This window comes from Streptomyces sp. C1-1 (assembly GCF_050214755.1).
GTDB lineage: Bacteria > Actinomycetota > Actinomycetes > Streptomycetales > Streptomycetaceae > Streptomyces.
In genome coordinates, this window is record NZ_CP189826.1 from 6,607,522 (window position 1) to 6,631,372 (window position 23,851).

At 71.1% G+C, this 23,851-nt stretch carries 23 protein-coding genes; 11 read left to right on the forward strand and 12 right to left on the reverse strand.

Going from position 1 to position 23,851, the window contains the following annotated elements; genetic code table 11:
- Window positions 1–163: 163 nt before the first annotated feature.
- From ACQF4J_RS30100 to ACQF4J_RS30120, 5 genes are read left to right on the forward strand one after another with little or no spacing between them, the layout of a single operon-like run.
- Complete coding sequence (locus tag ACQF4J_RS30100) at window positions 164–379, forward strand: hypothetical protein (RefSeq protein ID WP_351582277.1); 216 nt, start codon at window positions 164–166, stop codon at window positions 377–379.
- Window positions 380–399: 20 nt separating this feature from the next.
- Window positions 400–1,029: a DUF1266 domain-containing protein gene (locus tag ACQF4J_RS30105; protein ID WP_351582275.1), complete on the forward strand. Its 630-nt coding sequence runs from the start codon at window positions 400–402 to the stop codon at window positions 1,027–1,029.
- 42 nt (window positions 1,030–1,071) lie between these two features.
- The gene (gene recO / locus ACQF4J_RS30110) at window positions 1,072–1,818 is read left to right on the forward strand and encodes a DNA repair protein RecO (RefSeq protein WP_351582273.1); all 747 of its coding nucleotides are present in this window, start codon (window positions 1,072–1,074) and stop codon (window positions 1,816–1,818) included.
- A gap of 24 nt (window positions 1,819–1,842) precedes the next feature.
- Window positions 1,843–2,694 (forward strand): isoprenyl transferase, encoded by an 852-nt coding sequence (locus tag ACQF4J_RS30115; RefSeq protein ID WP_351582272.1) that lies wholly within the window; start codon window positions 1,843–1,845, stop codon window positions 2,692–2,694.
- Between the two features lie 36 nt (window positions 2,695–2,730).
- Window positions 2,731–3,267, forward strand: a complete 537-nt coding sequence (locus ACQF4J_RS30120) for a YcxB family protein (protein WP_351801776.1) — start codon at window positions 2,731–2,733, stop codon at window positions 3,265–3,267.
- A 1-nt stretch (window position 3,268) separates the two neighbouring features.
- On the opposite strand, the gene ACQF4J_RS30125 is transcribed toward ACQF4J_RS30120, so the two are convergent.
- From ACQF4J_RS30125 to ACQF4J_RS30140, 4 genes are all read right to left on the reverse strand, one after another.
- The gene (locus tag ACQF4J_RS30125) at window positions 3,269–3,685 is read right to left on the reverse strand and encodes a Fur family transcriptional regulator (protein ID WP_058925414.1); all 417 of its coding nucleotides are present in this window, start codon (window positions 3,683–3,685) and stop codon (window positions 3,269–3,271) included.
- 70 nt (window positions 3,686–3,755) lie between these two features.
- Window positions 3,756–4,658 carry a metal ABC transporter permease gene (locus ACQF4J_RS30130; protein ID WP_427167206.1) on the reverse strand — a complete coding sequence of 301 codons (903 nt, stop codon included), beginning with the start codon at window positions 4,656–4,658 and terminating at the stop codon, window positions 3,756–3,758.
- Window positions 4,659–4,668: 10 nt separating this feature from the next.
- On the reverse strand, window positions 4,669–5,445 hold the full coding sequence (locus ACQF4J_RS30135) for a metal ABC transporter ATP-binding protein (RefSeq protein WP_351582266.1): 777 nt from the start codon (window positions 5,443–5,445) through the stop codon (window positions 4,669–4,671).
- Window positions 5,442–6,401: a metal ABC transporter substrate-binding protein gene (locus ACQF4J_RS30140; RefSeq protein WP_351801774.1), complete on the reverse strand. Its 960-nt coding sequence runs from the start codon at window positions 6,399–6,401 to the stop codon at window positions 5,442–5,444. Before ACQF4J_RS30140 ends, ACQF4J_RS30135 begins: the two co-directional genes overlap by 4 nt.
- Before the next feature lie 149 nt (window positions 6,402–6,550).
- Between ACQF4J_RS30140 and ACQF4J_RS30145 the strand changes: the two genes are divergently transcribed.
- A complete protein-coding gene (locus ACQF4J_RS30145) occupies window positions 6,551–7,933 on the forward strand; it encodes a glycine--tRNA ligase (protein WP_351582262.1) in 1,383 nt (460 codons plus the stop codon).
- A gap of 79 nt (window positions 7,934–8,012) precedes the next feature.
- Window positions 8,013–8,624, forward strand: coding sequence for a LysE family translocator (locus ACQF4J_RS30150; protein ID WP_351582260.1), 612 nt, complete (start codon window positions 8,013–8,015; stop codon window positions 8,622–8,624).
- A 4-nt stretch (window positions 8,625–8,628) separates the two neighbouring features.
- Here ACQF4J_RS30150 and ACQF4J_RS30155 read toward each other — a convergent pair whose 3' ends face one another.
- Window positions 8,629–9,675 (reverse strand): chitinase, encoded by a 1,047-nt coding sequence (locus ACQF4J_RS30155; RefSeq protein ID WP_427167208.1) that lies wholly within the window; start codon window positions 9,673–9,675, stop codon window positions 8,629–8,631.
- Window positions 9,676–9,822: 147 nt separating this feature from the next.
- On the opposite strand from ACQF4J_RS30155, the gene ACQF4J_RS30160 reads away from it, so the two are divergent.
- A complete protein-coding gene (locus ACQF4J_RS30160) occupies window positions 9,823–10,833 on the forward strand; it encodes an aldo/keto reductase (protein ID WP_351582257.1) in 1,011 nt (336 codons plus the stop codon).
- A 25-nt stretch (window positions 10,834–10,858) separates the two neighbouring features.
- On the forward strand, window positions 10,859–11,449 hold the full coding sequence (locus ACQF4J_RS30165; protein WP_351582253.1) for a TetR family transcriptional regulator: 591 nt from the start codon (window positions 10,859–10,861) through the stop codon (window positions 11,447–11,449).
- An 18-nt stretch (window positions 11,450–11,467) separates the two neighbouring features.
- Here ACQF4J_RS30165 and ACQF4J_RS30170 read toward each other — a convergent pair whose 3' ends face one another.
- From ACQF4J_RS30170 to ACQF4J_RS30180, 3 genes are all read right to left on the reverse strand, one after another.
- The gene (locus ACQF4J_RS30170) at window positions 11,468–12,619 is read right to left on the reverse strand and encodes a serine hydrolase domain-containing protein (protein ID WP_427167209.1); all 1,152 of its coding nucleotides are present in this window, start codon (window positions 12,617–12,619) and stop codon (window positions 11,468–11,470) included.
- Window positions 12,620–12,698: 79 nt separating this feature from the next.
- On the reverse strand, window positions 12,699–12,917 hold the full coding sequence (locus tag ACQF4J_RS30175) for a hypothetical protein (protein ID WP_351582249.1): 219 nt from the start codon (window positions 12,915–12,917) through the stop codon (window positions 12,699–12,701).
- Window positions 12,918–13,026: 109 nt separating this feature from the next.
- The gene (locus ACQF4J_RS30180) at window positions 13,027–14,454 is read right to left on the reverse strand and encodes an MFS transporter (RefSeq protein WP_427167210.1); all 1,428 of its coding nucleotides are present in this window, start codon (window positions 14,452–14,454) and stop codon (window positions 13,027–13,029) included.
- Window positions 14,455–14,555: 101 nt separating this feature from the next.
- Between ACQF4J_RS30180 and ACQF4J_RS30185 the strand changes: the two genes are divergently transcribed.
- Window positions 14,556–15,446 carry a helix-turn-helix transcriptional regulator gene (locus ACQF4J_RS30185; protein WP_427167211.1) on the forward strand — a complete coding sequence of 297 codons (891 nt, stop codon included), beginning with the start codon at window positions 14,556–14,558 and terminating at the stop codon, window positions 15,444–15,446.
- 75 nt (window positions 15,447–15,521) lie between these two features.
- On the opposite strand, the gene ACQF4J_RS30190 is transcribed toward ACQF4J_RS30185, so the two are convergent.
- The gene (locus tag ACQF4J_RS30190; RefSeq protein WP_427167212.1) at window positions 15,522–16,967 is read right to left on the reverse strand and encodes an MFS transporter; all 1,446 of its coding nucleotides are present in this window, start codon (window positions 16,965–16,967) and stop codon (window positions 15,522–15,524) included.
- Between the two features lie 132 nt (window positions 16,968–17,099).
- On the opposite strand from ACQF4J_RS30190, the gene dusB reads away from it, so the two are divergent.
- Window positions 17,100–18,233, forward strand: coding sequence for a tRNA dihydrouridine synthase DusB (gene dusB / locus ACQF4J_RS30195; RefSeq protein WP_351582243.1), 1,134 nt, complete (start codon window positions 17,100–17,102; stop codon window positions 18,231–18,233).
- A gap of 230 nt (window positions 18,234–18,463) precedes the next feature.
- Here dusB and ACQF4J_RS30200 read toward each other — a convergent pair whose 3' ends face one another.
- The 3 genes from ACQF4J_RS30200 to ACQF4J_RS30210 form a co-directional block, all read right to left on the reverse strand.
- The gene (locus ACQF4J_RS30200; RefSeq protein WP_427167213.1) at window positions 18,464–20,233 is read right to left on the reverse strand and encodes a CDP-alcohol phosphatidyltransferase; all 1,770 of its coding nucleotides are present in this window, start codon (window positions 20,231–20,233) and stop codon (window positions 18,464–18,466) included.
- A gap of 154 nt (window positions 20,234–20,387) precedes the next feature.
- On the reverse strand, window positions 20,388–22,325 hold the full coding sequence (locus ACQF4J_RS30205) for a glycogen debranching N-terminal domain-containing protein (RefSeq protein WP_427167214.1): 1,938 nt from the start codon (window positions 22,323–22,325) through the stop codon (window positions 20,388–20,390).
- A complete protein-coding gene (locus tag ACQF4J_RS30210) occupies window positions 22,322–23,761 on the reverse strand; it encodes an amylo-alpha-1,6-glucosidase (protein WP_351584149.1) in 1,440 nt (479 codons plus the stop codon). The genes ACQF4J_RS30205 and ACQF4J_RS30210 overlap by 4 nt, the downstream gene beginning before the upstream one ends.
- Window positions 23,762–23,851 lie beyond the last annotated feature (90 nt).

The following is a 23,851-nucleotide window of genomic DNA, read 5'->3' on the forward strand; positions in this document are numbered from 1 at the left end:
GTAGTCGCAGTTCACAGACTCCTGCCGAGTGTAGGGGGCTCACGCCGACGGGTTGCGGAAAAGCGTGAAACCCAAAAAGAAAGGGGAGCACGCTTGAGGCGCAATCGACATGCCGCCGCCCCGAATTGTGAACTGTTTTTGTTACGGTCGTTAAGGAGAGGAAATGAAACCTCCCGTCGGAACTCATGTCGTGGACACCCGCACCGGAAGGATCGGCATCGTCATGGGCCACGAGGGGCCGTACGTCCAACTCAGACCGTACGGCGGAGGGCGGGAATGGGACGCCGAGCCCGGGGCGCTGCTGGCGGCCACCCGGGCCGAGCGGCTCGGCGGGCCGACGGCCCAAGCCGACGCCCGCAGCGGCGGTGAGGTCCCTTGACGTGAGTAGGGTGCGGGGCCATGGGTCTGTGGAGCATATGGAGACGGACGAAGCCGAAGCCGCGCACCGGCAGGCGGTACCCCACCCCGCTCACCGCGCACCAGCTGTGGATGGTGTCGCTGAGCGCCCCGGTGAGCCGTGACCACGACGCCTCCCGCACCACCCTGTACCCCTTCACCCGCATCGACGACGACAGCGCCCGGAGCTGGCTGGCCGACCAGTGGGAGATCACCTCGCGCGAGGAACTCGTCGACCGGCTCGACGAGCTGTCCCGCAGCGGCTACCGGGCCCGCGCCCAGCGACTGCTCGGCGTCTGCCCGCTCGCCTGGGACGCGGCGCTGTACGTCGACATCACCCGGCGCGGCTTCGCCGCCGGGCTGATCGCCGAGCCCGAGGCCTGGACCGCGCTGAAGAACATCGTGCCGTCGGTGGTGTCGGCGTACTCCTCCTGGCGGGAGTACGCCGACCACTACCTGCTGGGGCGCAAGGTGTGGCGGGACGGGCTGGAGGCCGCCCAGGACCCCTCCCCGCCCGCCCCGCAGGCCGTCGCCGACGCGCACCTGCGCGCCCTCCTGGACCCGGCGAACCGCGCCAGCCCCTGGAACCTGGCCCCCTGGGACACCATCAGTCGCCCCGACCGCGCACGCTGACCCGCCGCCGTACGGGAGAATGGACTCCATGAGGGGCACGCGATGAGTCTTTTCCGGGACGACGGCGTCGTTCTGCGCACCCAGAAGCTGGGCGAGGCGGACCGGATCATCACGCTGCTCACGCGCGGGCACGGGCGGGTGCGGGCCGTGGCCCGGGGGGTGCGGCGGACCAAGTCCAAGTTCGGGGCACGCCTCGAACCCTTCTCCCACGTCGACGTCCAGTTCTTCGCGCGGGGCAGCGAGCTGGTGGGGCGCGGGCTGCCGCTGTGCACCCAGAGCGAGACCATCGCCCCGTACGGCGGGGGGATCGTCACCGACTACGCCCGCTACACCGCCGGCACGGCGATGCTGGAGACCGCCGAGCGGTTCACCGACCACGAGGGCGAACCGGCGGTGCAGCAGTACCTGCTCCTCGTCGGCGCCCTGCGGACCCTGGCCCGCGGCGAGCACGCCCCGCACCTCGTGCTGGACGCCTTCCTGCTGCGCTCCCTCGCCGTCAACGGCTACGCCCCGAGCTTCAGCGACTGCGCCAAGTGCGGGATGCCCGGGCCGAACCGCTTCTTCTCCGTCGCCTCCGGCGGCTCGGTGTGCGTGGACTGCCGGATGCCCGGCAGCGTCGTACCGTCCCCGCAGACCCTGGAACTCCTCGCCGCGCTGCTTACGGGAGACTGGGACACCGCGGACGCGTGCGAGCCGCGGCATGTGCGGGAGGGGAGCGGGCTGGTGTCCGCCTATCTGCACTGGCACATGGAACGCGGGCTGCGTTCGCTTCGTTACGTAGAGAAGTAAGCGGTAAGAGGAGACGAGAAGCACATGGTCGTACGCGGGATCCTGGGAAGCCGGCGCCGTGAGTACAAGGCGCCCGCGCCGCACCCGTCCGGCGCCCGCGCGCCGAAGCTCCCGGGCGAGCTGGTCCCGAACCATGTGGCCATCGTCATGGACGGGAACGGCCGCTGGGCGAAGGAGCGCGGCCTGCCCCGCACGGAGGGCCACAAGGTCGGCGCCGAGCGGGTGGTGGACGTCCTCCAGGGCGCGATCGAGATGGGCGTCGGCAGCATCTCCCTCTACGCCTTCTCCACCGAGAACTGGAAGCGCTCGCCCGACGAGGTCCGCTTCCTGATGAACTTCAACCGCGACTTCATCCGCAAGAGCCGGGACACGCTCGACGAACTCGGCGTCCGCGTGCGGTGGGTGGGCCGGATGCCCAAGCTGTGGAAGTCGGTCGCCAAGGAACTCCAGATCGCCCAGGAGCAGACCAAGGGCAACGACCGGCTGACCCTGTACTTCTGCATGAACTACGGCGGCCGCGCCGAGATCGCCGACGCCGCGCAGGCCATGGCGGAGGACGTGAAGGCCGGCCGGCTCGACCCGTCGAAGGTCAACGAGAAGACCCTCGCCAAGTACCTGTACTACCCGGACATGCCGGACGTGGACCTGTTCCTGCGGCCCAGCGGCGAGCAGCGCACCTCCAACTACCTGATCTGGCAGAGCGCTTACGCCGAGATGGTCTTCCAGGACGTGCTGTGGCCGGACTTCGACCGCCGCGACCTGTGGCGGGCCTGCGTCGAGTTCGCCTCCCGCGACCGCCGCTTCGGCGGCGCGGTACCGAACGAGGATCTGCTCGCCATGGAGGCCGCGATGCGAGGCAACGAGCCCGCCGAGTAGCCTCCCGGCCGAAGATCGCCGGTACCATCCCGCCTCATGGTCATGGACACGGGGCGGGACGCCGAGCAGGGCGCGGTCGAGCTGACGTACGAGCCGGTGGTGAACGATTTCCTGGGGGTGCTGCGGGAGCGGGACCGGCTGAGGCGGCGGGCGTGGATCCGGTACTGGGCCCTGGGGATCGTGGGGGTCTCCTTCGTGCTGAACGCCTCGCTCACGGCGGCCGGGACGGCGCGGCCCAACTGGTTCCTGCTGGTCTGGATGCCCCTGCTCGCGGTCTTCGTGCTGTTCACGCCCCGCATCCAGGCCCGCGCGTTCCTCAAGCTCGCCGTCCGCAACGGCACTTACCGCGCGACCGTGACGGACGCCGGGCTGACGATGGTCACCGACAACAGCACCACGTCGGTCAAGTGGGCGGCGCAGCCCCGCTATCGGGAGACCGAGGACGCGTTCTTCACCTACAGCGACGACAAGAACGCCGGCTGCTTCACCGTGCTGCCCAAGCGGGGCCTCGCCGGCCCCGCCGACGCGGACCGGCTGCGCGAGATCCTCGACCGGAACCTGACCCGCGTCTGAGTCAGTTGCCGGCGGCGGCGCACTCCGCGCAGGTTCCGAAGATCTCCACGGTGTGGGCCACGTTCACGTACCCGTGCTCGGCGGCGATCGCCTCCGCCCACTTCTCCACGGCCGGTCCCTCGACCTCCACCGCCTTGCCGCACACCCGGCAGACCAGATGGTGGTGGTGCTCGCCGGAGGAGCAGCGGCGGTAGACGGACTCGCCCTCGGAGGTGCGCAGGACGTCGACCTCGCCGGCGTCGGCGAGGGACTGCAGGGTGCGGTAGACGGTGGTCAGGCCGACCGAGTCACCCTTGTGCTTGAGCATGTCGTGGAGCTCCTGCGCGCTGCGGAACTCGTCGACCTCGTCGAGGGCCGCCGCCACGGCGGCACGCTGCCGGGTGGCGCGGCCCTTCACGGGCGGTCCAGCGGTCGTCACCGGGTCCTCCTTCTGCGGCTCGCGTCCACGACGCCTGCCGGGCCATTGTGCCAGCCCGGCCCGGGCGCGGTCAGACGCCGACCTCGCCCGCGGCCTCCCGGGCGGCCGGGATCGCGCACTCGGCGGGCTCCCCGACGGGCCGTGCGGCCGCCGCCCCCCGGGCCCGCCGCCGGGCCAGGGGGGCGGCGAGCGCGGTCAGCACCAGGAAGGCCGTGATGGTCAGCAGCACGATCGTCGCGCCGGGCGGCACGTCCTGGTAGTAGGAGGTGACCGTGCCGCCGATGGTCACCGTCACCCCGATCGCCACGGCGATCGCGAAGGTCGCCACGAAGCTGCGGCTGAGCTGCTGGGCGGCGGCCACGGGCACCACCATCAGCGCGCTGACCAGCAGCAGGCCCACCACGCGCATCGCGACCGTCACCGTCACCGCCGCGGTGACGGCCGTGAGCAGGTTCAGCGCGCGCACGGGCAGGCCCGTCACCCGCGCGAACTCCTCGTCCTGACTGACCGCGAACAGCTGGCGGCGCAGACCGAGCGTGACCAGCACGACGAAGCCGGCCAGCAGGCAGATCGCCGTCACGTCCGACGGCGAGACGGTCGACAGGGAGCCGAACAGGTACGATGTCAGGTTGGCGTTGGAGCCGCCGGGCGCGAGGTTGATGAACATCACGCCGCCGGCCATACCGCCGTAGAAGAGCATCGCGAGGGCGATGTCGCCGCGGGTGCGGCCGTACCAGCGGATCAGCTCCATCAGGACCGCGCCGAGCACGGAGACGAGCGTCGCCATCCACACCGGGGAGGCGGAGAGCAGGAAGCCGAGGCCGACGCCTGTCATCGCCACATGGCCGATGCCGTCGCCCATCAGGGCCTGGCGGCGCTGGACGAGGTAGATGCCGATCGCCGGGGCGGTGACGCCGACGAGGACGGCGGCGAGCAGGGCCCGCTGCATGAAGGCGTAGTCGAGGAAGTCCATCTCAGATCCTTCAGCCCAGCAGTCCCGTGCGCAGCGGCCCGGGCTCGTGCGGGTGGACGTGGTCGTGGCCGGGGAGGGCATGCTGGCCGACCGCCTTCGGGGGCGGGCCGTCGTGCAGGACGCAGCCGTCGCGCAGCACGACCGCGCGGTCGATCAGCGGTTCCAGGGGCCCGAGTTCGTGCAGGACGAGCAGGACGGTCGTACCGGCCGCGACCTGCTCGCGCAGGGTCGTCGCCAGCACCTCCTGGCTGGCCAGGTCGACGCCCGCCATCGGCTCGTCCATGATCAGCAGTTCCGGTTCGGACGCGAGCGCGCGGGCGATCAGGACGCGCTGGTGCTGGCCCCCGGACAGGGCGTTCACGGAGTCCTTCGCCCGGTCCGCCAGGCCGACCAGCTCCAGCGCCCCGCGCACGGCCGCGTGGTCGGCCCGGCGCAGCACGCCGAAGCGGGCCCGGGACAGCCGACCGGAGGAGACGATCTCGGTGACCGTGGCGGGGACGCCGCCGGCGGCGGTCGTGCGCTGCGGTACGTAGCCCACCCGCGCCCAGTCCCGGAACCGCCCGCGCTCGGTGCCGAACAGCTCGATCCGCCCGTCGCTCACCGGCACCTGGCCGATGATCGTGCGGATGGCCGTCGACTTGCCGGAGCCGTTCGCGCCGAGCAGCGCGACGACTTCCCCGCGTGCCACCTTGAGGTCGATTCCGCGCAGGACGGGGCGCGAGCCCAGCTCGGCGCGGACGCCGCGCAGGGAGATGACGGGCCCGGTGGTGCCGTCCCGCGAGGTCATTTCGCCCCCAGAGCGGTCCGCAGGGCCTTGAGGTTGGCCTCCTGGACCGAGAAGTAGTCCGTGCCGCGGGACTTGGCGGTGATGCCCTCGATCGGGTCGAGGACGTCCGTCCTCAGTCCGGCGTCGGAGGCGATGGTCTTCGCGGTCCTGTCGCTGACGAGCGTCTCGTAGAACACGGTGGTGACGCCGTCCTCCCTGGCCATCGTCTCCAGCTCCCGCACCCGTGCCGCGCTGGGCTCGGACTCGGGGTCGAGGCCGTTGACGGCCTCCTCGGTCAGGCCGTAGCGCTCGGCGAGGTAGCCGAAGGCCGCGTGGGTGGTGATGAAGACCTTGGACTCGGTGTGCGCGAGCCCGTCCTTGAACTGCGTGTCGAGGGCGTGCAGCCTCTTCACCAGCGTCGCGGTGTTCTTCCGGTAGTCGGCCGCGTGCTTCGGGTCGGCCTTCTCGAGGGCCTTGCCGACGCCCTCGGCGACCTGGGCGTAGCGCACCGGGTCGAGCCAGATGTGGGGGTCGAGGCCGGAGAGTTCCTCGTTCTTCGAGCCGTCGTGGGAGGCCGCGTGGCCGCCGACCTCGTTGCCGTGCTTCTCCAGCGACGTCAGGGACGCGGCGTCGATCTTGGTCTTCACCTCGGACTGGGCGACCGCGTCGTCGACGGAGGGCTGGAGGTTCTTCAGGTAGAGCACCGCGTCGGAGTCCTGGAGCTGCGCGGTCTGCCGGGCGCTGATCTCCAGGTCGTGCGGCTCCTGGCCGGGCTGGGTCAGGCTCGTGACGTGCACATGGGCGCCGCCGATCCGCTCGGCGAGGAAGGCCATCGGGTAGAACGACGCGACGACGTCGAACTTCCCCGTGCCGGCCGCCGCCGCGCTGTCGCCGGAGCAGCCGGTGAGCGTGCCGAGGCCGAGTGCGGTGACGGCCGCCACGGCCACCGCGGATATGTGCTGTCGTCGTACGTTCATGACAGTCATTTTCATCAAACATGGAAACCGTTGTCAATAAACGATCCGAGCGCCACCGATTTGATTGAGGGGCAGCCCCCGCCGGTACCCTGAAGCATTCGCTGGAAGCATCTCGCTTCGTCGCCCGTCGTCGTAATGAAGAGAGCACCGTGGCCGCCGACAAGATCGACACCATCGTCAGCCTGAGCAAGCGCCGTGGCTTCGTATTCCCCTGCAGTGAGATCTACGGTGGCCAGCGCGCCGCCTGGGACTACGGGCCGCTGGGTGTCGAGTTCAAGGAGAACATCAAGCGCCAGTGGTGGCGCTACATGGTGACGTCGCGCGAGGACGTCGTCGGCATCGACTCGTCCGTCATCCTGGCCCCCGAGGTCTGGGTCGCCTCCGGTCACGTCGCCACGTTCACGGACCCGCTGACCGAGTGCACCTCCTGTCACAAGCGGTTCCGCGCGGACCACCTGGAGGAGGCCTACGAGGCCAAGCACAAGCGCCTCCCGGAGAACGGTCTGGCGGACGTGAACTGCCCGAACTGCGGCAACAAGGGCCAGTTCACCGAGCCCAAGCAGTTCTCCGGTCTGCTCTCGACGCACCTCGGCCCGACCCAGGACTCCGGCTCCATCGCCTACCTCCGCCCCGAGACCGCCCAGGGCATCTTCACCAACTTCGCCCAGGTGCAGACCACTTCGCGCCGCAAGCCGCCGTTCGGCATCGCGCAGATGGGCAAGTCCTTCCGCAACGAGATCACGCCCGGCAACTTCATCTTCCGCACCCGCGAGTTCGAGCAGATGGAGATGGAGTTCTTCGTCAAGCCGGGCGAGGACGAGAAGTGGCAGGAGTACTGGATGGAGCAGCGCTGGAGCTGGTACACCGGCCTCGGCCTGCGCGAAGAGAACATGCGGTGGTACGAGCACCCGAAGGAGAAGCTCTCCCACTACTCCAAGCGCACCGCTGACATCGAGTACCGCTTCCAGTTCGGCGGCAGCGAGTGGGGCGAGCTGGAGGGCGTCGCCAACCGCACCGACTACGACCTGAACGCCCACGGCAAGGCCTCCGGCCAGGACCTCTCCTACTTCGACCAGGAGGCCGGCGAGCGCTGGACGCCGTACGTCATCGAGCCCGCGGCCGGTGTCGGCCGTACGCTGCTGGCCTTCCTCCTCGACGCCTACGTCGAGGACGAGGCGCCGAACGCCAAGGGCAAGATGGAGAAGCGCACGGTGCTGCGGCTCGACCACCGCCTGGCGCCGGTCAAGGTCGCCGTGCTCCCGCTGTCGAGGAACCCCGAGCTGTCGCCGAAGGCCAAGGGCCTCGCCCAGGCGCTGCGCCAGAACTGGAACATCGAGTTCGACGACGCCGGCGCCATCGGCCGCCGCTACCGCCGCCAGGACGAGATCGGCACGCCGTACTGCGTGACCGTCGACTTCGACACCCTGGACGACAACGCGGTGACGGTGCGCGAGCGGGACTCCATGAAGCAGGAGCGCGTGTCGCTCGACCAGATCGAGGGGTACCTGGCCGGGCGTCTCGTCGGCGCCTAGATCCATGCCCGTGGTGGCCCCCGATACAGGACTCGCATTGGTCCTGTATCGGGGGCCGCTCCATGGTCAGGCTGGCTCCATGAGCCTCGCCTTCCTTCTCACCACCCTCGTCGTCGTCGCCACCCCCGGCACCGGAGTCGTCTACACGCTCGCCGCCGGGCTGGCCCGTGGCCGGCGGGCGAGCGTGGTCGCGGCCTTCGCGTGCACGCTCGGGATCGTGCCGCACGTGGTGGCGACCGTCACCGGTCTTGCCGCGCTGCTGAACGCGAGTGCGGCGGCCTTCCAGGTCCTGAAGTACGCCGGGGTCGCCTATCTGCTCTACATGGCCTGGGCAACGGTGCGGGACAAGGATGCGATCGTCGTCGAGGAGGCGGGCGCTCCGGGCTCGGCGGGGCGCGTGATCGCACGGGGCGTGCTGATCAACCTGCTCAACCCGAAGCTGACGATCTTCTTCTTCGCGTTCCTGCCGCAGTTCGTGGACCCGTCCGCGCCGCACGCCCTGCCCCGGATGCTGGGCCTGAGCGGTGTGTTCATGCTGGCGACCTTCGTCGTCTTCGCCGCGTACGGCGTGCTCGCCGCCTCCGTCCGCAGCCACGTCACCTCCCGGCCGAGGGTGATGACGTGGCTGCGGCGGAGCTTCGCGGGCTCGTTCGTGGCGCTGGGCGCGAAGCTGGCTCTGACGGCGCGTTAGCGGTTCAACGCCCCTGCAGGGACTTCACGTTGTCGCCGAACGTCCAGTTCTTCGAGCCGTCCCAGTTGACCGACCAGGTCATCAGGCCCTTGAGGGAGGCGCCGTAGTGCTTCCAGGCCTGGGAGACGAGGGACGGTGACATGTAGCCACCGCCGGCGCCCGACTGGGCGGGCAGACCGGGGACCTGCTTGTCGTAGGGCACCCTGACCGTCGTGCCCTGCACGACCAGGCCCTTGTTCAGGCAGTCCGTCTGGGCCGTGAAGCCCTGCACCGTGCCCGCCTGGTACGAGTCGCCCGAGCAGCCGTACATGCTGCCGTTGTAGTACTGCATGTTCAGCCACCACAGGCGGCCGTTGTCGGCGTACTTCTTGATGATCGGCAGGTACGCGCCCCAGATCGAGCCGTAGGTGACGCTCCCGCCGGTGACGTAGGCCGTCTCCGGGGCCATGGTGAGTCCGAAGCCCGACGGCATCCGCGCCAGGACTCCGTCGATGATGCGGACCAAGTTGGCCTGCGAGGTGGAGAGTTGGGAGATGCTGCCGCTGCCGACCAGGCCCGTCTCGATGTCTATGTCGATGCCGTCGAAGTTGTACTTCTTCAGGATGGGCACGATCGTCGCGACGAACCGGTCCGCCACGGCCGTCGAGCTCAGGTCGATGCCCGCCGCCGCGCCTCCGATCGACAGCAGGATGGTCTGGCCGGAGGCCTTCGCCGCGCACATCTCCGCAGGCGTGGCCACCTTCACGCCCGAGTCCATGCCGTCCTCCCACAGGGCCGTTCCGTCCGAACGGATCACCGGGAAGGCCGCGTTGATCACGTTGTAGCCGTGGGCGGGGATGCGGGAGTCGGTGATGGGGGTCCAGCCGAAGGGCGGGTGGACGCCGTTGGCCGAGCCGTCCCAGTTCTCCCAGTACCCCTGCAGGACCTTGCCGGACGGCCGCGACTTCACCGCGCAGGTGTCGGCGGCGGAGGCGGTGGGGGCCGCCGGGAGCTGGGTGAGACAGGCGGTCGCGACGGCGGCGGTGAGCAGGCTCAGGGCGCGGCGGATCATGCGAGGCCTCCCGGTGGGGGTGCGGTGAGGTGTCGTAGGCATGACAGTGCAGCGGTCCAGACCTTTCGTCAAGAGGTCTGGACCAGCTCGGCAAGTATGGAATGACAGATATTGAAATCTGTCAGCTGTCATGGCAGTGTGGTCGGCATGACGATCCAGACGCGAAACCTTGGAACCACCGGCCCGCAGGTCTCCGCCCTCGGCCTCGGCTGCATGGGCATGTCCGGTATGTACGGCGAGGCGGATCGCGCCGAGTCCATCGCCACCATCCACGCCGCCCTGGAGGCCGGCGTGACCCTGCTGGACACCGGCGACTTCTACGGCATGGGTCACAACGAACTGCTGGTCGCCGAGGCGCTGCGCACCGCCCCGGCCGCCCTGCGGGAGAACGCGCTGGTCAGCGTGAAGTTCGGCGCCCAGCGCGGCCCGGACGGCGCGTGGCACGGCTATGACGCACGCCCGGCCGCCGTGAAGACCTGGGCCGCCTACTCCCTCCAGCGGCTCGGCGTCGACCACATCGACGTCTACCGCCCCGCCCGGCTCGACCCGAACGTGCCGATCGAGGAGACCGTCGGTGCGATCGCCGAACTCGTCGACCAGGGATACGTCCGCCACATCGGGCTCAGCGAGGTGGGCGCGGACACCATCCGCCGAGCCGCCGCAACCGCCCCGATCGCCGACCTCCAGATCGAGTACGCGCTCATCTCCCGGGGCCCCGAGCGGGAGATCCTGCCCACCCTGCGCGAGCTGGGCATCGCCGTCACGGCGTACGGGGTGCTCTCCCGCGGCCTGATCTCCGGCCATGTCACGCCCGGGCAGGGGTTCGCCGCGAACGACTTCCGCGCCCACTCGCCCCGCTTCCAGGGGGAGAACCTCCAGCACAACCTCGGCCTGGTCGAGGCCCTGCGCAAGATCGCCGAGCAGAAGGGCGTCTCCGTCGCCCAGATCGCCATCGCCTGGGTGCTCTCCCGCGGCGACGACATCGTGCCGCTGGTCGGCGCCCGCACCCGTGAGCGGCTCGGCGAGGCCCTGGGCGCCCTGGACGTGACCCTGGACGCGGCCGACCTCGCCGCCGTCGAGGCGGCCGTACCGGCGGACGCGGCGGCCGGCGAGCGGTACGCGCCCGCGCAGATGGCCATGCTCGACAGCGAGCGCTGATCCCGCCCCGGGTACGGTCTAGGCCATGGCACCACCGACCCCCGAGACCCTGACCGCCGAGCGCATCCTCGCCGCCACCGAGGAGGTGCTGCGCCGCCACGGCCCGGCCAAGGCCACCGTGGTCGACGTGGCCCGCGCGCTCGGCGTCAGCCACGGCAGCGTCTACCGGCACTTCCGGACCAAGGCCGCGCTGCGGGAGGCGGTGACGAAGAGGTGGCTGGACCGTACGACGGAGGTCCTGGCCGAGATCGTGACGTCCGGCCGCGACCCCGAGGCCCGGCTGCGCGCCTGGTTCGCGGCGCTCTTCGCCGCCAAGCGCCGCAAGGCGGGTGACGACCCCGAACTGTTCGCCACCTACTCGGTCCTGGCCGAGGACGCCGGCGAGGTGGTCGGCGAGCACATCGCCGAGCTGACCGGCCAGCTCACCGAGATCGTCCGGGCCGGGGTCGACCAGGGCGTCTTCACCGCCGACGAGCCTTCGACCACCGCCCGCGCCCTCTTCCAGGCCACGGACCGCTTCCACGACCCGCGCTACGCCAAGGAGTGGCAACACCCGGCCGTGGAGGGGGAGTTCGAGGCGGTCCTGGACCTGCTGATGCGAGGTCTGAGGCCCTAGGGGCGGCTGGGGGGCGGGTCAGCCGCCCGAGGCGTACCTCCAGAAGTCCCGCATCACCGGCGTCGGCGTCGGGTTCGCCATGCCCGCCTGGGTGAGCAGGATCGCGACGGTTCCGACGGGCGGGACGATGTGCGCCGTGGTGCCGGTACCGCCGACCCAGCCGTAGCGGCCGGGGACGTTCCACGGGTCGGACGGAGTGACGTCGACCTGGCCGCCGTAGCCCCAGCCCTGGCCCTCCAGGAAGAGGGTCGAGGCGTCGCGCTGGGCCGCCGTGAGGTGGTTGGTGGTCATCCGGCTGACCGAGGTCGCGGACAGCAGGCGCCGCCCGCCCGCCTCGCCTGCGTTCAGCAGCATCCGGGCGAAGGCGAGCCAGTCGTCCGCGGTGGAGACGAGGCCTCCGCCGCCCGAGTGGAAGCGCGGCAGCCGGCTCCAGTCGCCGTCCGGGGCGTCCGCCAGACGTGGGGTGCCGTCCTCGGCGGGGGTGTAGAACGACGTGAAGCGGTGCCGTTTCGACGGCGGCACCTCGAACGCCGTGTCCGTCATGCCCAGCGGCTCGAAGACCCGCTCGGCCAGGAACTCGGGGAGCGTACGGCCCGACGCCCGCGCCACCAGGATGCCCTGCAGATCGGACGAGGTGCCGTACAGCCAGGCCAAACCCGGCTGGTGGAGCATCGGCACCTCCGCCAGCAGACGGAGCCAGGTGTCGTGGTCCGGCCAGTCCCGCAGCGCCCTGCCGTCCCGCTGGACCGGGAACAGGGCCTGCACCGCCGGAAGCGAGAAGTCGGGCGGGAAGCCCCAGCCGGTACGGGAGCTGAGCAGGTCCTCGACCGTGACCGGCCGGACCGCCGGGACGACGTCGTCCACCGGGCTGTCCGGCGTGCGCACCACCATCGGCTTCGCCAGCTCCGGCAGCCACTCCGCCACCGGCGCGTCCAGCGTCAGCACCCCCTCCTCCACCAGCATCAGCACGGCCGCCGCCGTGATCGGCTTGGTGATGGAGGCGATACGGAAGATCGAGTCACGTGCCATCGGCGCGGTTCCGTCGGTGTCCACGGACCCGACGGTCACCACCTCGACGTCCTCGCCGCGCGCCACCAGGGCGACGGTGCCCGGCACCGTGCCGTCCTCGACATGGCGGCGCAGAACCGCCTTCAGTTCGCTCTCGGTCATCTCCGGCCTTCCGGTGCGCGGGCGGTTTCGTCGGTTCTACGACTCCTGCCGCGCCGGAAACTCATCTCTCCCGGTGCCTTCAGCCCGAGGGCTCCGGCTCCGTCGGGTCCACCGTCGCCTGGTGCGCCTCCGCCAGATGCTCCTCGGCCTTCAGCCAGGGCAGGAACTGCGCCCCCTGCCGCCAGCCGCAGGTGTCACATCTGATCGTCCGCTGCAGACCGGTGCGCTGCACGTGGACGACGTGCTCGCGCCCGTGCCCGTCCCAGCGCCTCACCCTGCTCGTGTTGATCTCCAGCATGCCGCCTCCCCTCCGGCACAGGAGTGTGCAGCAAGACCAACATCAACAGGGAACCCTCCACGTTGAGTTGACCAACCCGTGGCCGATCCCACACAAGGCCGCGCCCCCGTCAGCCGATGACGCGGGGCAGCCGCAGGCTCAGCAGACCCGTCACGACGATGCAGCCCAGCTGGGTCAGCAGCGTGATGACCAGGGCGTCCCGCATCCCAATGCCCGGGACGAGGGAGAGGAACAGCGTGCCCAGGGCGGCCACGCCGAGGGCGAGGGCCGACTGCTGGGTCGTCATCATCACACCGCTGCCGACACCGGCCCGGACCGGCTCCACCTCGGAGAGCACCACCCGGTAGATGATGGGCAGCTGGAGCGCCTGGCCGCCGCCCGCGAACACCGCCCCCGGCAGCAGCTCGACCAGCCCGAGCCCCGGCCAGGACCGCCAGGCCGCCAGCGCCATCAGCGCGATGCCGAGGCCCTGCAGCAGCGCCCCGGCGGTGACGACCCGGGTGCCGTACCGGGCGACCAGCCGCGGACCGGCGAGCGAGACGAAGAAGAACACCACGGCCATCGGCGCCAGCGCCAGTCCGGCCCGGACCGGTCCCAGACCCGCACCCCGCTGCAACGCCACCGCGATCACGAACATGAAGCCGCTGAAGCCCACGGAGAACGGCAGGATCATCACCAGACCGCGCCGCAGCGACGTCAGCGCGAACAGGGACGGAGGGACGAGGGGCGTGCGGCCCTGGCGGTCGGCCCGGCGCTCCACCGCGTAGAACGCCGCCGCGAGGAACGGGAACGCCGCCAGCGACAGCCACGTCCACAGCGGCCAGCCCGCCGAACGGCCCTCGGTGAGCGGGGCCAGCAGCGCGAGCAGGGACGCCGTGAGCAGGACGGTGCCGGGGCCGTCGACCGGCTCGGGGTGCCGCGAACGGGTCTCGGGGACGGCGCGCGCCGCCAGCAGCAGGCCCACGACGACCACCGGGACGTTCACCAGGAACACCGCGCGCCAGCCCGTGCCCGCGATGTCGGCCGCGACCAGGACCCCGCCCAGGATCTGTCCGGCGACCATGGACAGGCCGGCCGTGGCGCCGTACAGGCCCATGGCCTTCGCGCGGCGCGGTCCGGCGGTCGCCGCCTGGATCGTGGCGAGGATCTGCGGGAGCATCGCGGCGGCCGACGCGCCCTGCGCCACCCGCGCCGCCACCAGCGTCCAGGCGCTCGGCGCGAGCCCGCAGGCCAGTGAGGTCACGCCGAACGCCGCCATGCCACCGAGGAAGAAGCGGCGCCGGCCGAACAGGTCCCCGAGCCTGCCGCCCAGGACGAGGAGCACGGCGTACGCCAACCCGTAGCCGGCGACGACGAGTTCCAGGACGGACTCGCTCGCGTGCAGGTCCCGGCCGATCGTCGGCAGGGCGACGTTGACGATGAAGAAGTCGATGAGGGGCAGCGCCGCTGCCAGCAGCACGGTGAAGAGCCCGACGCCACCGAGCGAGGGTGTCGCGGCCGGCGGTCGGGCGGTGCGTGTAGCGATGGTTTCGGTCACGTCATCGAGGCTGCGCCCCCAGCCAGACTGGTACCAGAGTCTTCTTATCCTGGTAGAAGCAGTACCTGGAAACAGGGTGCCGAGGAGGGCAGGGTGGAGACATGACGACCATGGCCCAGGAGACGGTGACCGCGCGCTCGCGCGGCACGGGCGCCGAGGTCCGGCGGCACGAGCTGGCGGCCTTCCTGCGCAGCCGCCGCGAGCGGATCGCCCCGGAGGAGGTCGGCCTCCCGCGTGGCCGGCGGCGCCGCACACCCGGGCTGCGCCGCGAGGAGGTCGCCCAGCTCTCCGCCGTCGGCGTCACCTGGTACACGTGGCTGGAGCAGGGCCGCGACATCCAGGTCTCCGTCCAGGTCCTCGACGCCCTCGCCCGCACCCTGATGCTCGACCCCACCGAGCGCGCCCACCTCTTCCAGCTCGCCGGCGCGGTCGATCCGACACCGGCCCTGATCTGCCCGTCGGTGACGCCTGCGCTGCGTGCCATGCTGGAACAGCTGGAGCCGTACGCCGCCAGCATCCAGAACAGCCGGTACGACATCCTCGCCCACAACCGCGTCCTCGGGCTGCTGCTGTGCGACCTGGCGACGGTGGCGCCGGAGGACCGCAACTGCGTCCTGCTCTCCTACACCAACCAGGAGTGGCGCGACTCGATCGTGCACCTGGAGGAGACCCGCCGCCTCATGGCCGCCCGGCTGCGCGCCGCCATGGCCGGGCACCTCGGCGAGCCGGCCTGGAAGCTCCTGCTCAAGCGGCTGCGCACATACCCGGAGTTCTGCGAGGCGTGGGAACGGCACGAGGTGGTCGTGGCCCACAGCAAGCGCAAGGAGTTCCTCAACCGGCTGGTGGGGCGGCTCGTGGTCGACCAGACCGAACTGTGGCTGGGGCCGGAGGTGGGCTCACGGCTGGTGACCTATGTTCCGGCGGACGAGGAGACCAGGGCCAGGATGGAGAGGCTCCACGAGATAGCGCTGGCCCGGGAAAACGGCCTATAGGGGCTGCGGCGAACTGGGCGGGACGACGCCGGCGGGGAACCGCGCGATCTACCCCCACCGGGCCGTACCGCCGAACTACGCACTGACCCCCGTGGGCTGCCGTACCTCCGCCGACTGCAACGTCCCCGCGGTCCGCTCCGCGGTGCCCCGCGCCCACGGCCCCGTCGTCACCGCCCCCAGGGTGAACACCGCCACACCGCATCCGACGAGGATCCACCACCCCGGCACGGACGCGGACACGAACGCCGACCCGTACGACGACCCCTCCACGCCGGAGGCCAGCACCGCTCCGACCACCGCGACCCCCAGCGTCTGACCCAGCTGCCGGCTCGTGGAGGCCACGGCCGCGGCGACCCCCGCCTGCGCACGCGGCATGCCCGACACCGCCGTGTTGGTGATCGGCGCGTTCACGAATCCGAAGCCGACGCCGAACAGCACGTACCCGATGAACAGCGTCGTGTTCGAGGTCTCCGCGTCGAACGCCGCGAACAGCGCCGCGCTCACCGTCATCGCCGCACCGGCGACCACGAGGGACAGCCGCGGCCCCCGACTGCCGACCAGCCGTCCGGACAGTGGCGCGCACAGGAACATCGGCACCGCCATCGGCAGCATCCACAGCCCCGCGTGCAGTGCGTCGTACCCACGTACGTTCTGCAGGTACAGCGTCGACAGGAACAGGAAGCCGCCCAGCGACGCGAACGCCGCGATCGCGATCACCGTCGCGCCGCTGAACGGCACGGAGCGGAAGAACCGCAGGTCGATGAGGGGTTCGTCGCGTCGCGGCTCGTACCAGAGCAGGCCTCCCAGGGCCGCCGCGGCGACCAGCGCGAACGGCAGGATCGCGGCCACGCCGGAGGCCGGGGCCTCGATGATCGCGTACGTCATCGAGCCGAACAGCGCGATGACCAGGAGCTGCCCGACCGGGTCGGGACGGCGGGCCCTGGGGGCGCGGGACTCGGGGACGAACCGCAGGGTCAGCAGCAGGGCCGTGAGGCCGACGGGCAGGTTGACCCAGAAGATCGACCGCCAGCCGACCGACTCCACGAGCAGTCCGCCGGCCAGCGGGCCGGCCGCCATGGAGATGCCGACCACGGCGCCCCACACACCGATCGCCCGAGCCCGTTCGCGAGGGTCCGTGAAGGTGTTGGTGATGATCGACATGGCGACCGGGTTGAGCATCGAGCCGCCGACCGCCTGGATCATGCGGAACGCGACCAGTGAGTCGAGGTTCGGGGCGAGCGAGCAGAGCATTGAGCCGACCACGAACAGGACCAGGCCGGTCATGAACACGCGCTTGCGGCCGATCCGGTCGGCGGTGGAGCCCGCGAGCATCAGGAGCGAGGCCAGTACGAGGGTGTAGGCGTCGATCGTCCACTGCAGTCCGGACGTGCTCGCGTGCAGCTCGCGCTGCATGTCGGGGAGGGCGACGTTCAGAGCGGTGACGTCGATGCTGACGATCAGCAGGCTCATGCAGCAGATCGCCAGGACCAGCAGACGTCGGCGGTGACTGAGCTCGGGCATGCGCATTATCGTACGCCGATGTCGATAGTGTGTCTAACTAATAGTGGTGCTAACTAATGGTGGATGCATGATCCTGGTGGGGGGAGGGGGCGGGCGGGAAAGGCGTCGCTGTCCATAGGCGACAATGGGGCAATGTCCACGCCCCTGCAGATCGGTCCGCACACCGTCCAGCCCCCTGTCGTCCTCGCGCCCATGGCCGGGATCACCAACGCTCCCTTCCGGACACTGTGCCGGGAGTTCAGCGGCGGCAAGGGCCTCTTCGTGAGCGAGATGATCACCACGCGGGCGCTGGTCGAGCGCAACGAGAAGACCATGCAGCTGATCCACTTCGACGAGAGCGAGAAGCCTCGGTCGATCCAGCTGTACGGCGTCGATCCGGCCACCGTCGGCAAGGCCGTCCGCATGATCGCGGAGGAAGGGCTCGCCGACCACATCGACCTCAACTTCGGGTGCCCGGTGCCGAAGGTGACGCGCAAGGGCGGCGGGTCCGCGCTGCCCTACAAGCGGAACCTGCTGCGGGCGATCCTGCGTGAGGCCGTCTCGGGCGCCGGAGACCTGCCCGTGACGATGAAGATGCGCAAGGGCATCGACGACGACCACATCACGTATCTGGACGCCGGGCGGATCGCCGTCGAGGAGGGCGTCACGTCGATCGCCCTGCACGGGCGTACGGCCGCGCAGCACTACGGCGGTACCGCGGACTGGGACGCCATCGCGCGGCTGAAGGAGCATGTGCCGGAGATCCCGGTGCTGGGCAACGGGGACATCTGGTCGGCCGAGGACGCGCTGCGGATGGTGCGGGAGACCGGGTGCGACGGCGTGGTCGTGGGGCGGGGATGCCTCGGACGGCCGTGGCTGTTCGCGGACCTGGTCGCGGCGTTCGAGGGGCGCGAGCAGGACATCGCGCGGCCCTCCTTGCGTGAGGTCGCCGACGTCATGGTGCGGCACGCCCGGCTGTTGGGGGAGTGGATCGGCGACGAGACGAAGGGTGTCGTCGACTTCCGTAAGCATGTCGCCTGGTATCTGAAGGGCTTCGCCGTCGGCAGCGAGATGCGCAAGCGGCTCGCCGTCACGTCTTCCCTGGAGGAACTGCGCGGCGGGCTGGACGAGTTGGACCTCGATCAGGCCTGGCCCGCCGGTGCCGACGGGCCGCGGGGGCGTACCTCCGGCAACAACCGGGTGGTGCTGCCGGACGGGTGGCTCAAGGACCCTTACGACTGCGCGGGCGTCGGCGAGGACGCGGAACTCGACACGTCGGGGGGCTGAGGCTCGCCCGCCTACGGTTTCGTCGTGGGTCGGGGCCGGGGCGGGGGGTGTCCGTCCTCGGTCGGGCGGTGCCGTGTCCCGATCGGTGCCGGTGATGGACGCCCGCCGCTGCGGGCGGACACCCCCCACCCCCTTCTCGCCGGGGGCGCCTGCCACGCCCTCAGGGGCGCATGGAACTGCGCGAACCGTCGCCAAGGGGGTCCGTTTTGTGCGGCGCTCCTCGCCCCGCGTCACCCCTTCTTCGGGTGTTTCGTCGAGCCGTACGCCGTGAGGAACTTGTCGCGGAACGCGCTCATCTTCCAGACGGGGGCGTTGTGGGCGGGGCGCAGGCCGTCCGTCCAGTTCCAGCCGCTGATCCTGTCGAGGACCTTGGGGTCCTTGGCGACGATGGAGACCGGGACGTCGCGGCTGGCGTGGTTGCCGCTGACGCGGGGGATGGGCTGGTGGTCGCCCAGGAAGACCAGGACGGTGTCCTTGGTGCCGTAGCGCTCGAGCCACTGGGTGAGGGCCGTGACCGAGTACTGGACCGACTTGCCGTACTCCGCCTGGGACTTGGGGGAGCTCGCGATGATGTCCGAGGGCTTGTTGCCGGCCTTCTGGATGGAGTTGAAGATCGAGCCGTCGCCCAGCTCGTTCCAGGGGACCATCTTGGGGATCGGGGCCCAGGGCTGGTGGCTGGAGGTCAGGATGACCAGGGACATCAGCGGCTTGCTGCGCTTCTTGCTGTGCTCCAGGTTCTGGAACTGCTGCAGCGCGTACTGGTCGGGCATGGTGGACCAGCTGAACTTGGGGCCCTTGTAGCCCATCTGGAAGGCGTTGCGGTAGGAGTCGAGGCCGTAGAACTTGGATTCGGGCCAGCTCTTCTGCACCCCGGGCATGATGCCGACCGTGTCCCAGGCGCCCGTCTTCTTGAACGCCTCCGTCAGGCTCATGTGGTCGCTCGCCATGAGCGTGCGGTAGCGCTGCTGGTTGTCGATCCACAGGCCCGACATGGTGGTGGAGTGGCCGAGCCAGCTGCTGCCGCCGTAGGTGGCGGACGTGAGCCAGCCGCTCTTGGCGTGGAAGCCCGCCTTCGCGAGGGCCTTGGTGCGGGCGTCGAGGGTCGCGTCGACGCCGGGCGCCTCCACCGGGTCCTCGATCGCGCTGCGGCCGTAGCTCTCGATGAAGGTGAAGATCATGTCCTTGCCGCGCAAGGCGGGGACGAGCTGGCCGGGGGGCGTGTTGCCGAACGCGTCGATCTTGGCGACCTTCTGGAAGGCCGCCTCGTCGCGCAGGGTGGTGTGGACCAGCCGTGCCTGTGACAGCACCGCCCCCGCGGCTCGGTCGGCCGCGACCGGCGTCCCGGCGATCTGCAGTCCCAGCGCGGAGCAGAGGACCCATACGACGGCGGTGGCCAGCGTTCCCCGGGTCGCGGCCTGTTTGTTGTTCGCCAGAGCGTTGCTGAGCCGGATCATCGCCAGTGCCATGACGGTGAGGAGCACTACGACCAGGATGAAGGCGCCCACGGTTGCCAGGGTCGCCACCGTCGTGCCCATCGAGTCCTTGACGTAGGACTGCGCGTCGGGGAGGAGCTCCCAGTCCAGGACGAGGTTGAAGCGGCGGCCCAGGTACTCCCAGAAGCCCATGTCCAGGAGGTTCAGGATGGTCATGGCGCCGAGCGCGGCGCCGGACAGTGCCGCCACCGTCAGCCGGGGGCGGCGAGGGAGGGTCAGCGCCACCGCCGCACCGATGATCGCCTCCACCGGGATCCGGACGAACCGGTCCGCCTGCAGTGCGCTCTGCTTGTTCGGCAGTACCAGTGCCAGGAATACCAGCACCCCGGCGAGGGCCGTGACCGTCCAGCGGACGCCGCGGACGACCGCGGGATGCCGTTCGCGCCAGGCGGCGAATCGCGACCGCAGGGTGACCCGCGCGGCCGTCTGCTGCTCCTCGGGCGCCGTGCCCTCGGTGACGGCGTCGGCGGTTTCCGGCTGGTGGCGAAGGCGCGTGAAGACAGGCACCCGAAGGTCCTTCCGTAGCGAGGCCCGGGAGAGGGAGGGGCGGGTCACGCTGGGGAGGCAAGGACCCGCCGACCTTCCGTACGGCGGGCCCCACGCGGGTGTTCACGGCACCGGGCAAACACCCGGCAAACGGCTGGTCAACGGCTCCGGGGCGTCAGGCGCCGCCGACCGCCGTCAGCAGGGCCAGGGGCGCCGCCGCGGCGCGCGACTCCCGGACGCAGGCATGCGGATACGGCACCGGCTCCGCGTGCGCGTCCCGGCCGTACCCGGCGATGACCTCCGGCAGCCGGTGGCCGGTGGCGTTCGCCGCGTCCACCAGACCGTGCGCGACCGTGCGCGCCTCGTCGTGCAGCCCGTACCGCGCCAGGCCCAGGGTGATCAGCGCGTTGTCGTGCGGCCACACCGAGCCCCGGTGGTAGGACAGCGGGTGGTACGCGGCCTGGCCGGCGGCCAGGGTCCGTACGCCCCAGCCGGAGAAGAAGTCCGGCTCCAGCAGCCGCCGGCCCACCGCCTCTCCGTACTCCTTGTCCAGCAGCCCGGACCAGAGGAGATGGCCGGCATCCGACGCCAGGGCGTCGAGCTGGCGGCCCTCGCCGTCCAGTGCCAGGGCGGGGAAGGAACGGTCCGGCATCCAGAAGTCCCGCTGGAAGCGGTCCCGCAGGTCACCGGCCGCCTGCTCCAGCAGCGCCGCGTACGTCTCGTCGGCCCACACCGTGCGCGCGATCCACGCCGTGCGGCGCAGGGCGTCGTACGCGTAACCCTGCGCCCCCGCAGCCATCACCGCGCCGCTCGCCCGGGTGCCGTCGGCGGCGCAGATGGCGCCGGGGGAGTCCTTCCAGTTCTGGTTGGCCAGGCCGCCCTGGTCGGCGCGGTAGACCAGGTAGCCGCGCGAGGTCAGACCGCCGTGGTCCAGCATCCAGCCGATCGCGGCCCGGGCGTGGGGCTCCAGACGGCGGGCCAGTTCGGTGTCGCCGGTCTGCTCCACGTACGCGCCGAGGAGGACGAGGAAGAGGGGAGTGGCGTCCACCGAACCGTAGTAGCGGCCGTACGGGACCTGGCCGAAGTGCGCCAGCTCGCCGTGGCGGACCTCGTGCACGATCTTCCCGGGCTGGGCCACCGAGTCCACGCCGGTCTCGGTCGCCTGGGTCGCGGCGAGGGCGGGCAGGGTCGCGGCGGCCAGCTGCGGGCGGTAGGGGAGGGCGAAGAGGGAGGTCAGCAGGGCGTCCCGGCCCAGCAGGGTGAGGAACCACGGGGCGCCGGCGGCCGGCACGCGCAGTTCCTCGCCGTCCGGACCCGACGCCGCCAGCTGGAGCGAGGCGAGGTCCGCCAGGCCGCGCGCGCACGCCGCCGCCAGCTCCGGCCAGCCGGTCGGGAAGGCCACGCCCTCCACGAATTCGCCTTCGAGAGTGATGAGTTGTTCGTTGACCGCGGCCGGGGAGGCGGGCACGCGCAGGGCTCGTTTGTCTCCGTGCGGGCGGGCCATCACGCGCAGGACCAGCTCCGCGGTGCCGTGCGGGGCGAGGTCGAGGGTCCATACGAGGCGACGGGCTCCGGTGCCCGTCTCCTCCACGCCGTCCGGAGCGGGCTCGGCCGTCACCGTCGTACAGGACCGCCATTCACCCCGCCGGTAGACGAACTCCACGCCGTCGTCGAGGACTTGGCGGGAGCGGGTGGCGCCGGTCTTGGCGTAGGTGCGGTAGTCGGAACGGAGTTCGAACTGGTCGGTGAAGTCGGCGTCCGCGGTGATCGCGAGGCGGACCGTGGTCGGCACCGGGCGGTTGCTGGTGACCTTGAGGGCCTCCACGAACGCGCCGTCCCCGACGGCCTGTTCGCGGAAGACCGTGTAGGCGGGGGGTTCCTGCCGCCCGCCGCGCGGGACGAGGACACAGCGTGCCGTGTCCCCGTCCGCGACCGGCGTGAGCGACTCCGGCACGGCGCCGTCGACCGTCAGTTGCCAACGGCTCAGATGCCGGGCGTCCCGCACGAACAGACCGTCCGGGGAGCCGGCTCCCCGGACCCCGCTGATGTCCCCGCCGTCGCCCACGGCCGCGAACGTCCCGCCGTGCACGAGCAGATGATGCCGGTCGCTCATACCCGGTCCCCTCCCCTTGCGTTCTCGTCGCTCATCTCGTCGAACGTGTCGATGCCCGTCGGGGACACGCCGTCTCCGGGGCGCGTGTGGAGCAGATCCAGCGCGAGCGCGGCGGTCCAGCCGAAGCCGAGCGCTCCGCAGGGTTCGCCGGTGTGCGGGTCCACGTACTCCGCGAACCCGGACGCGTCGGCGATGTCCAGGACGGCCTCGCGCAGCGCGTCGGCCGCCTCCGGCTCGCCGTGCGTGCGCAGTCCGCTCTCCAGCAGCCAGTTGATGTTGAACCAGGCGGGACCGCGCCAGTAGCGGTGCGGGTCGAAGGCCTCGCCGAGGAGGTCGTAACTGGGCACCAGGCGGGTGCTGTCCCCGAGCCCGAAGTGCGGCCCGCGCAGGGTGCGCGTAAGCGCCGTGACGATGTCGCGGGGGAGGCCGGGGAGGACCAGCGGGACGAGACCGGAGACGCTGCGCTCGGGGATCATCCCGCCCCGCAGGTCCCGGCACAGGAACATCCCGCTCGCCGGGTCCCACAGTCGCCGTACGAGCGCTGCCGTCAGGCGTTCCGCGCGGGCGTGCCGGGCCGTTCCCGTCGCGCCCAGTTCGCGGGCGATCCGGGCGAGCGCGTGCTCGGAGGCGATCAGCAGGGCGTTGAACGCCGGGTCCTCCACGGCGAATTCGCCGCCCCCGTCGGCGTACCCCCGATCCCGGTAGTCCATCGCGAGCCGCACGTACCGCCCGTAGTCGAGATCCGTCGGCCGGTCCTCGGGGGCGCCGTGGTCGAGGTCGGCGCGGCGGAAGGAGCGGGCCGGGGCCGGGACGATCCGGCCGAGCGGGGCGTCCCAGCAGGGGCTGTTGTCCATGCCCTGCTCCCAGGGGTGGACGACGGACGCCAGCCCGCCGCCGCCCAGGTCCCGGCGGTGCAGCAGATAGCGGTGCCAGGCGGCCAGGCGGGGGTACAGGCGGGAGAGGAAGCCGCGCGCCCGGGAGAGGCCGGGGTCGGCGCAGTGCACCAGCCAGGCCGCGAGCGCGTGCACCGGTGGCTGCACGATGCCGGAGGTCTGTACGGTGCGCGGGGCGCCCGCAGCGCGCCCCGCGGTCGAGGAGCGCCAGAAGTCGGGGCTCGGGAAGTACGCGTCGAGGGGCACGGAGGGGCTGAAGACGATGTGCGGGATGCGGCCGTCGCCCCACTGGGCCGCCAGCAGTGTCTCCAGCTCCGTCTGGGCCCGTAACGGCGACAGGTGGCGCAGGCCGATCGCGATGAACGCCGAGTCCCAGGACCACTGGTGCGGGTACAGGCTGCGCGAGGGGACCGTGGACGAGCCCGTCCAGTTGTCCTCCAGTACACGGGCGGCCCTGACGTGCGGCGAATCGCACGGGAGGGGTGGATCGTATGCAGTGGGGTGCTTGGTGGCACGGCTGGTCAGCTGGGCGGTGCGGTCCACTCGGGGCTCCCCGAAAGAGGTGCGGGCGACCGGTTCGGTCGTAGCCATCGTAGAGTTACGTCTATTTAACACGCAAAACTCAATATGTAA

Bases quoted from the DNA above. Each gene is read 5' to 3' on its own strand.
- ACQF4J_RS30100 (WP_351582277.1), top strand. From the start codon at position 164: ATGAAACCTCCCGTCGGAACTCATGTCGTGGACACCCGCACCGGAAGG.
- ACQF4J_RS30140 (WP_351801774.1), bottom strand. From the start codon at position 6,401: ATGAACGTACGACGACAGCACATATCCGCGGTGGCCGTGGCGGCCGTC.
- ACQF4J_RS30175 (WP_351582249.1), bottom strand. From the start codon at position 12,917: ATGCTGGAGATCAACACGAGCAGGGTGAGGCGCTGGGACGGGCACGGG.
- ACQF4J_RS30115 (WP_351582272.1), top strand. From the start codon at position 1,843: ATGGTCGTACGCGGGATCCTGGGAAGCCGGCGCCGTGAGTACAAGGCG.
- ACQF4J_RS30120 (WP_351801776.1), top strand. From the start codon at position 2,731: ATGGTCATGGACACGGGGCGGGACGCCGAGCAGGGCGCGGTCGAGCTG.
- ACQF4J_RS30185 (WP_427167211.1), top strand. From the start codon at position 14,556: ATGACGACCATGGCCCAGGAGACGGTGACCGCGCGCTCGCGCGGCACG.
- ACQF4J_RS30160 (WP_351582257.1), top strand. From the start codon at position 9,823: ATGACGATCCAGACGCGAAACCTTGGAACCACCGGCCCGCAGGTCTCC.
- ACQF4J_RS30155 (WP_427167208.1), bottom strand. From the start codon at position 9,675: ATGATCCGCCGCGCCCTGAGCCTGCTCACCGCCGCCGTCGCGACCGCC.
- ACQF4J_RS30130 (WP_427167206.1), bottom strand. From the start codon at position 4,658: ATGGACTTCCTCGACTACGCCTTCATGCAGCGGGCCCTGCTCGCCGCC.
- ACQF4J_RS30105 (WP_351582275.1), top strand. From the start codon at position 400: ATGGGTCTGTGGAGCATATGGAGACGGACGAAGCCGAAGCCGCGCACC.
- ACQF4J_RS30190 (WP_427167212.1), bottom strand. From the start codon at position 16,967: ATGCCCGAGCTCAGTCACCGCCGACGTCTGCTGGTCCTGGCGATCTGC.
- recO (WP_351582273.1), top strand. From the start codon at position 1,072: ATGAGTCTTTTCCGGGACGACGGCGTCGTTCTGCGCACCCAGAAGCTG.
- ACQF4J_RS30170 (WP_427167209.1), bottom strand. From the start codon at position 12,619: ATGACCGAGAGCGAACTGAAGGCGGTTCTGCGCCGCCATGTCGAGGAC.
- ACQF4J_RS30205 (WP_427167214.1), bottom strand. From the start codon at position 22,325: ATGAGCGACCGGCATCATCTGCTCGTGCACGGCGGGACGTTCGCGGCC.
- ACQF4J_RS30135 (WP_351582266.1), bottom strand. From the start codon at position 5,445: ATGACCTCGCGGGACGGCACCACCGGGCCCGTCATCTCCCTGCGCGGC.
- ACQF4J_RS30150 (WP_351582260.1), top strand. From the start codon at position 8,013: ATGAGCCTCGCCTTCCTTCTCACCACCCTCGTCGTCGTCGCCACCCCC.
- ACQF4J_RS30165 (WP_351582253.1), top strand. From the start codon at position 10,859: ATGGCACCACCGACCCCCGAGACCCTGACCGCCGAGCGCATCCTCGCC.
- dusB (WP_351582243.1), top strand. From the start codon at position 17,100: ATGTCCACGCCCCTGCAGATCGGTCCGCACACCGTCCAGCCCCCTGTC.